Source organism: Neisseria sp. HMSC074B07 (genome assembly GCF_001810355.1).
Taxonomy (GTDB): domain Bacteria; phylum Pseudomonadota; class Gammaproteobacteria; order Burkholderiales; family Neisseriaceae; genus Neisseria.
This window is the reverse complement of record NZ_KV800924.1, coordinates 1191-8373: the sequence shown is the minus strand read 5'-3', so window position 1 is coordinate 8373 and position 7183 is coordinate 1191. Positions and strand designations below refer to the sequence as shown.

Below are 7183 nucleotides of genomic sequence, written 5' to 3'. Positions count from 1 at the left end.
CTTGTCCTGATTTAAAGTTAATCCACTATAAATATGTATGAAAATTAACTTTCAATATAGTTTATCAAGAAATAAATTTTCGTTCTTATATACAAAACCATCCCTGTGAAGCCATCAGGGTATTAAAATCAAAACACGAGGTCGTCTGAAAATAGTTTTCAGACGACCTTTGATACTAAGTTTCGTTGGGACATGACTCAAGCTACACTTGATTGCTATTAGGTAAACACATCGCCTTACGCCAAAAAACCATCACAATTGCCGCCGCAATGATGATAATTCCGTATGGAATCATACCGTTGCCGTTTTCATATACCGCCCGTCCGCCCGGAAAGCCTGTGCGCGCGGTATTGGCAACCGTGTGGCACGCAATCAATACAAATACCGAGCCGCCGCTGCCGTTATACAGCCATACATAGATAATCCTCACGGCAACCGTCCCTGCCAGCCCCCATGCGATCAGTTCGGCAGGCTGCCCCACGGCAATCATGGACGGCAAATGCCACAATGCCCACGGTACCCCGATAATCAGTGCTGTAACAAGCGGGGTAAAACGCCGTTGCAGGCTTTCCGTAGCGTAGGCCGCATAGCCCAATTCCTCAGCAACTGCCGCGATAAAGAACATGACGAACGCACCGGCAAGCGGCGCAAACGACACGGATAAGGCGGGTATAATTTGTCCTGTTTGGCGTATCGCGACATAAGTCAGCATATAAAGCAAGGGGAAAATCAGTATAGCCGTCCAAAAATAGGCAGAATGCTTGATCCGCCCGTAATCAAACACACGTCCAAACAGTCCGCGCACCGCCGCCATTCCGCCCTCGCGGTAACGCAGCAACGCGGCGGCAATCGTCGGAGTGAGTGCCGCGCCGATGTCGGTCAGCGGCAGATTATCAGGCAGAGGACTGTGTTTGAGAAACAAAGACAGCAGCCAAAACGGCGCGCTCAAAGCGTACACCAGCAGAAAGTATTGCCACGGATGCGAATAACCAGCTGTCGGTTTTTCTGAAGAGGGGTTCTGCATGTTATTCCTGTTCGTTCCGTAAATAAGTTGGCAGGGGAGCAGGTACGGCCTGCTAGATGATGTACAGTATAAAAATATTGCGCGTTTTTTTCTAATTATTATAAAAAGCAGCCTGCACTTCGATTTTTGAAAGTGCAGGCTGCTTTCGATAGAGAGGCCGTCTGAAAATTATTTTTCAGACAGCTTTGAGATTACAGGTAATATGAGGATTTCGTTGGATCATGACCCAAGCTGCGTTTGCTGCCGACTGGATTACGGCATGGTTTGGAATCATTCGGTAACGACAAAACCGCGTGCGTGCGTACCGCACACACCCTACACCTCAATCTTAAGGTTTGCGTCGCCCGCAGGTAAGGTATGTGGCGTAGCCAGGCACTCGGTTGGCCGGGATACGGGTTGCAGATTGCTACTAAGATTGTTACTACAGTCATTTGACTGTTAGAAATTTGTTAAGTAGAATATTTACAATAATTTAATTAGATCTATTTTATGTTTTCCCCCACTCCCAACAACAGAAAAATTAGAAATTTCCTAATAACGATAAATCAAGATTTGTTTTTAATAAAAGAGAAAATTGATAAAATCTCTTATATTCAAAAAAATAGTTATGATGATTATGATGAGCTATACTATCTAGTAATGGCTCTTGAAGATAGGCGTTTTTTGAAACATGGTGGGGTAGATTTTCGGTCTATACTTAGAGAATGTATAAAATTTTTTTTGAGAAAGAAATTCGGTGGTGCAAGCACAATCGATATGCAAATGGTACGTACTATTACTGGTTTTAAAGAACGTACTTTATATCGAAAATTTTATGAATTAATCTTAGCTTTTATTGTTAATTTTAAATTTTCAAAGAAGCAAATTATAGACTGTTATCTAAATAATGCATTTTTTGGCAGTCACTTATATGGAATTGAAAAAGCCACTCAAAAATGTTTTGGAAAATATATAAGTCAGCTTACTTTTGATGAAAAAGCTCAATTAGCAGCCATGTTACAAAGACCTCGTCCTCAACATCCAAGTGCTGAGTGGCAAGAGAAAATCCTAAAAAGAGCGAGGTATGCGCAGATTATTCGGAGTGGAATGAAATATTGCAACAAATAATATCCAATTAGGGGCTTTATCTAAATTCCATATTGATAATTTTTCAGTATCACCATGAAGGATTTCTTCTTTTTTATTATGAGCTTCTTTAATTAAAATATTATTTATTTCTTGGGTGGAGGCATAAACTTGATTAAGCCTATCTGATATTTTGTTTAATAAATAACTTAACTTGTCTTTTCCTAGATTGTTTAAATAAAAATTAAGGTCTTTATGCGCCAGATAAAACTGCCATTGCACACTATCCTCTAAACGGTTTGCCAAACCCTCTAAAGATAAGCTAGATAATTCTAACAATAGTAATTGCAATTCTAAATTCCATGATTGGACTGCTTCCCTATAAGTTATTCTAAGAGGGTCATCCTTTTCAATATTTTTTGCAGTAATAAGCGCATCGATTAGATTTTGTAATGCAAATCTTCTTTTACTTACCGCTTGAATCAATCTAGTGCTAATTGCTGTCAACCTTTCCATCTCTGCTTCTGCATTTTTAATCTTTTGTTGATTGTGAAATGCTTTTTCTTGAAATATTTTCGTAATTTTATTTCCAATCCAACCAGATATTATTACCAAAATAATTTTTTCAAAAAATTCCATTCTTTTTCTCCAAAATACAGAAATTCAGGCTACCTGAAAATCCACTTTCAGGCAGCCTGCACTTTTCTAATTACAGCTTCTCTCTAACCCAGCCTTCTGCCGAATCCAGCATCGTGCCGACTTGGGAGGCATCCGTACCTCCGGCCTGCGCCAAATCCGGCCGTCCGCCGCCTTTGCCACCGACTTGTTCGGCTGCGAATTTGACCAAATCGCCGGCTTTCACTTTTCCGGTCAAGGCTTTGGATACGCCGGCACACAGGGAGACTTTGCCGTCTTTCACTGCCGCCAAAAGAATCACGGCGTTGTCGGATTTGCCGGTTAAATCGGTAACGATTTCGCGCAGGGCGGCTGCGTCGGCTTCGATTTGGGCGGCAACGAGTTTGGCTGCGCCCAAGTCTTTGGCGTTGTCCAAGAGTTTTGCGCCTGCGTGGACGGCGAGTTCGGCTTTGGCTTTGGCCAACTCTTTTTCCAAGGCTTTGGCGTTTGCGGCGTTGGCTTGGATTTTGGCGAGTACGTCTTTTTCGGTTTGGGCTTTGACTTCGGCGATGACGTTTTTCATCAGGCTTTCTTGGTTTTGCGCCCATGCGAGTGCGGCAAGGCCGGTGATGGCTTCCACGCGTCGGATGCCTGCGGCGATGCCGCCTTCGCTGATGATTTTGAAGAAACCGATGTCGCCGGTGCGGGCGACGTGGGTGCCGCCGCACAGTTCGGTGGAGTAGTCGCCCATGGTGATGACGCGGACGAAGTCGCCGTATTTTTCGCCGAAGAGCATCATGGCGCCGGATTTTTGCGCGTCTTCAATGGACATGGTTTCCACTTTGACGGGCACGTTGGCGATAATCGCGGCGTTGACGCGGCGTTCGACTTCGGCGATTTCTTCCGCGCTGATGCCTTGCGGGTGGGAAATGTCGAAGCGGGTCAGCTCGGCGTTTTGCAGGCTGCCTTTTTGTTCGACGTGTGTGCCCAAAACATCGCGCAGGGCTTTGTGCATCAGGTGGGTAACGCTGTGGTTGCGCATGATGCTGTCGCGGATGTCGTTGTCGATTTCGGCGGATACGGCATCTCCCACTTTCAGACGACCTGATACGACTGCGCCGAATTGTCCGTGTACGGCGGCTTTGATTTTCTGCGTGTCTTCGACGCGGAAACGGTTTTCACCCGATACGATAAAGCCTACGTCGCCGACTTGGCCGCCGCTTTCGGCGTAGAACGGGGTTTGTTCCAAAACGACTACGCCTGCTTCGCCTGCTTTAAGTTCGTCCACGGCTTCACTGCCTTTGTATAAGGCGATGATTTTGGTGTCTTGGCTGCGTTTTTCGTAGCCGGTGAACTCGGTGTCCGCGCCTGTGTAGTCCAATTGCGCGTTGGCTTTGAAGTTTTGCGCGGCGCGGGCGCGGGCGCGTTGGGCTTCCATTTCGCGGTTGAAGCCTTCTTCGTCCAAGTCGATACCCAATTCGCGCGCCATGTCGGCGGTCAGGTCGTAGGGGAAGCCGTAGGTGTCGTAGAGTTTGAAGATATGTTCGCCACCGATAACGAGTTTGCTGTTGGCAATGTTGTCCATCAAATAGGCATTCAAGGCTTCGGCAAACGGTTTTTCCGCGTCGGGAATATGGGCGGTTTCCAAAGCAGCCTGCAAATCGATATACATGCCTTCGTTCAGGCTACCTGAAACTTGGGGACGGATAACGATTTGCTTTTTGCCTGAAGCAGCACGGGAGGCGGCGGTGAATTCCACACCCTCTGCGGTTTTCAATGCCAGTGGTTTGCCCACACCATCTTGCGGCAGCAGGCTTTCCAGTTTCAGGAATTTCATGCCGTTGAACACTTGGTTGAACAAGCCCATGCCTTTTTCCAGCGTTTCGCCGAAGCGGGTTTCTTCCGCGCGCAGGGCTTCCATAATCTGCGTCTGCTTCTCTTTCAACTCGGGATACGCTTCGCCCATCGCTTTCACCAAGTCAGGCACGAGTTTGTAGAAAAACGCCTGTTTCTGACCGAGTTTGTAACCGTGGCGCACGGCGCGGCGGATGATGCGGCGCAGGACATAGCCGCGGCCTTCGTTGGACGGCATCACGCCGTCGGCAATCAGGAAGGAGCAGGAGCGGATGTGGTCGGCAATCACTTTCAGGCTCGGCTCATCCATGCTGAACGGCGAGCCGGTTTCGCGGGCAACGGCTTTGAGCAGGTCTTGGAACAGGTCGATTTCGTAGTTGCTGTGAACATGCTGCATCACGGCCGCCATTCGCTCCAAGCCCATGCCGGTATCGACGGACGGTTTGGGCAGAGGGTTCATATTGCCTTGCTCGTCGCGGTTAAACTGCATGAACACGCAGTTCCAAATTTCAATCCAGCGGTCGCCGTCTTCTTCAGGGCTGCCCGGAATGCCGCCCCAAATTTCTTCGCCATGATCGTAGAAAATTTCGGAGCACGGGCCGCAGGGGCCGGTGTCACCCATCTGCCAGAAGTTGTCGGACGCGTATTTCGCGCCTTTGTTGTCGCCGATGCGGACGATGCGCTCGGCAGGCATACCGATTTCGCTCAGCCAGATGTTGTAGGCTTCGTCGTCTTCGGCATACACGGTCGCCAAGAGTTTTTCTTTGGGGATGTTCAGCCATTCGGGGGAGGTGAGAAACTCCCAAGCGAAGTGGATGGCGTCGCGTTTGAAGTAGTCGCCGAAGGAGAAGTTGCCCATCATTTCAAAGAAGGTGTGGTGGCGGGCGGTGTAGCCGACGTTTTCCAAGTCGTTGTGTTTGCCGCCGGCGCGTACACATTTTTGCGCGGTGGTGGCGCGGTTGTATGGGCGTTTGTCGAAGCCGAGGAATACGTCTTTAAACTGGTTCATACCGGCGTTGGTAAACAGCAGCGTCGGGTCGTCGTGCGGCACGAGCGAGGAAGAGCGGACGATGGTGTGGCCTTTGGATTCGAAGAATTTTAGGAATTTTTGGCGTAGTTCGGAGGTTTTCATGATGTTTCGATGTCTCTACTAAAAAGGTTTCAGACGACCTTCCCGGCCGTATGTAATTGTGGAAAGAAAATGGCTGCTATATTACCGCAAAACCTTGTTTCTAGCTATTGAATCAGGGACTTTCAGACGACCTTCGGGCTATCAATATAATGGAAATTGCTATCAGATAGTGCGTGCCTGATTTATAATCCCTTACTTTCCCTTCCACCCGATATGCAAGGAATGATAATGACCAAACATCTGCCACTCATCGCCCTGACCGCCGTCATGCTCGCCGCCTGCGGAGGTTCGGATAAAAATACCTCCGACAAAGCGGGTCAGGCGGAAAACCAAAATGTATTGAGGATTTACAACTGGTCGGAATACGTCGATCCCGAAACCGTCGCCGATTTTGAAAAGAAAAACGGTATCAAGGTAACTTACGACGTGTACGACAGCGATGAGACGCTGGAAAGTAAAGTATTGACCGGAAAATCGGGCTACGACATCGTCGGCCCGTCCAATACCTTTGTCGGCAGGCAGATTAAGGCAGGGGCTTATCAAAAAATCGACAAATCCCTGATTCCCAACTATAAAAACCTCAATCCCGAATTGATGAAGCTGATGGAAGGCGTTGATCCGAGCCACGAATATGCCGTTCCGTTTTATTGGGGAACCAATACCTTCGCCATCAATACCGAACGCGTGAAAAAAGCCTTAGGCACGGACAAACTGCCGGACAACCAATGGGATTTGGTGTTCAACCCCGAATACACATCCAAGCTCAAACAATGCGGCATCAGCTACTTGGACAGCGCGGCGGAAATTTATCCTATGGTGTTGAACTACATGGGTAAAAACCCCAACAGCAACGATACCGAAGACATCAAGGCGGCAACCGAGCTGCTCAAGAAAAACCGCCCCAACATCAAACGCTTTACCTCGTCGGGCTTCATCGACGACTTGGCGCGCGGCGACACTTGCGTCACCATCGGCTTCGGCGGCGACTTGAACATCGCCAGACGGCGCGCCGAAGAAGCGGGCGGCAAAGAAAAAATCCGCGTCATGATGCCCAAAGAAGGCGTGGGGATTTGGGTGGACTCCTTCGTTATCCCAAAAGATGCGAAAAACGTCGCCAACGCCCACAAATACATCAACGACTTCCTCGACCCCGAAGTCGCCGCGAAAAACGGCAATTTCGTCACCTACGCCCCTTCCAGCAAACCCGCACGCGAATTGATGGAAGCCGAGTTCAGGGACGACCGCACCATTTTCCCGAGCGACGAAGATTTGAAAAACAGCTTCATCATGGTTCCTATCCAGCCCACTATTTTGAAATTCATGGTCCGCCAATGGCAGGGCGTCAAAGCTGGCAAATAATTTGATACGGATGGATTAAAGGTCGTCTGAAAACTTGAAATACAGGTTTTCAGACGACCTTTTTGTATAAACATCAAACAGGTTTTTTGCGGCTGTCTTTTATAGTGGATTAACTTTAAACCAGGACGGCGTTG

The 7183-nt window shown here is 48.3% G+C and carries 5 protein-coding genes; 2 read left to right on the top strand and 3 right to left on the bottom strand.

Translation table 11 applies throughout. The features are described 5' to 3' along the window. Positions 1-202: 202 nt before the first annotated feature. On the bottom strand, positions 203-1024 hold the full coding sequence (locus tag HMPREF2726_RS05345; RefSeq protein WP_049224775.1) for a CPBP family intramembrane glutamic endopeptidase: 822 nt from the start codon (positions 1022-1024) through the stop codon (positions 203-205). A gap of 489 nt (positions 1025-1513) precedes the next feature. On the opposite strand from HMPREF2726_RS05345, the gene HMPREF2726_RS12975 reads away from it, so the two are divergent. Next, the gene (locus tag HMPREF2726_RS12975; protein WP_094113220.1) at positions 1514-2131 is read left to right on the top strand and encodes a biosynthetic peptidoglycan transglycosylase; all 618 of its coding nucleotides are present in this window, start codon (positions 1514-1516) and stop codon (positions 2129-2131) included. Here HMPREF2726_RS12975 and HMPREF2726_RS05340 read toward each other — a convergent pair. Further along, the gene (locus HMPREF2726_RS05340; RefSeq protein WP_070602539.1) at positions 2072-2728 is read right to left on the bottom strand and encodes a hypothetical protein; all 657 of its coding nucleotides are present in this window, start codon (positions 2726-2728) and stop codon (positions 2072-2074) included. The genes HMPREF2726_RS12975 and HMPREF2726_RS05340 overlap by 60 nt on opposite strands. A gap of 70 nt (positions 2729-2798) precedes the next feature. Continuing rightward, the gene (gene alaS / locus HMPREF2726_RS05335) at positions 2799-5690 is read right to left on the bottom strand and encodes an alanine--tRNA ligase (RefSeq protein ID WP_070602537.1); all 2892 of its coding nucleotides are present in this window, start codon (positions 5688-5690) and stop codon (positions 2799-2801) included. Positions 5691-5918: 228 nt separating this feature from the next. Here alaS and HMPREF2726_RS05330 point away from each other — a divergent pair, with 228 nt between their 5' ends. Beyond that, positions 5919-7049 (top strand): polyamine ABC transporter substrate-binding protein, encoded by a 1131-nt coding sequence (locus tag HMPREF2726_RS05330; protein WP_148132477.1) that lies wholly within the window; start codon positions 5919-5921, stop codon positions 7047-7049. The last annotated feature ends 134 nt before the right edge of the window (positions 7050-7183 follow it).